2 protein-coding genes are annotated in these 720 nt (G+C 58.3%); both read left to right on the top strand.

The features are described from left to right. A partial coding sequence (locus Q4Q11_RS31960; protein WP_498571998.1) for a VOC family protein occupies positions 1 to 206 on the top strand: 206 nt, incomplete at its 5' end. Positions 207 to 296: 90 nt separating this feature from the next. Then, positions 297 to 638, top strand: coding sequence for a metalloregulator ArsR/SmtB family transcription factor (locus tag Q4Q11_RS31965; RefSeq protein ID WP_112508426.1), 342 nt, complete (start codon positions 297 to 299; stop codon positions 636 to 638). The last annotated feature ends 82 nt before the right edge of the window (positions 639 to 720 follow it).

A 720-nucleotide genomic window follows, 5' to 3' on the forward strand; every position in this document is an offset into this window, starting at 1 on the left:
AGGCTGAACGGCCGACGCCGGGCTCAGCCGACCTTTGCTTCATCAGCACAACGCCTCTGGACGATGTCATCGCTCACTTGCAAGCCGAAGGCGTCGCGATCGAAGAAGGTCCTGTTCCCCGCACGGGCGCGACCGGCCCCATTCTCTCGGTCTATTTCCGTGATCCGGACCAGAACCTGATCGAAATTTCCAACGTTATTTCCTGAGATTGCGCGTCGGCAGCGGCTTCTTGACAGAGTTCGCTTTCCGCTATATTAAACCACTAAGTTAATTAACTTATCGGTTTATAAAGTGCTATGGACACGTTAAGCATCACCCTTTCGGCGCTTGCCGACCCAACCCGCCGGGCGATCCTCGCCCGGCTGGCGAGCGGCGAGGCATCCGTTTCCGAACTGGCCGAACCCTTCGATATGTCGCTGGTAGCCGTTTCCAAGCACCTGAAGGTGCTGGAGAAAGCCGGGCTGATCTCGAAGGGGAGGGAAGCACAATGGCGGCCCTGCCGGCTGGAACCGAAGCCGCTCCGGCAGGTCGATGATTGGCTAGAGAGCTACCGTCAGTTCTGGAACGACAATCTCGATCGCCTGGAGACCTATGCGGCGCTATTGCAAAAGGGAGGAAAGAATGACCCCAGCAACTGAGGGTGGTAGCAGGCGGCCACGAGAGATTGTGCTGTCTCGCGATATTGCCGCGCCGCGCGCATTGCTCTTTCGCCTCTGGACC

Source organism: Rhizobium sp. UFLA01-1127 (genome assembly GCF_059803845.1).

Bases quoted from the DNA above. Each gene is read 5' to 3' on its own strand.
- Q4Q11_RS31965 (WP_112508426.1), top strand. From the start codon at position 297: ATGGACACGTTAAGCATCACCCTTTCGGCGCTTGCCGACCCAACCCGC.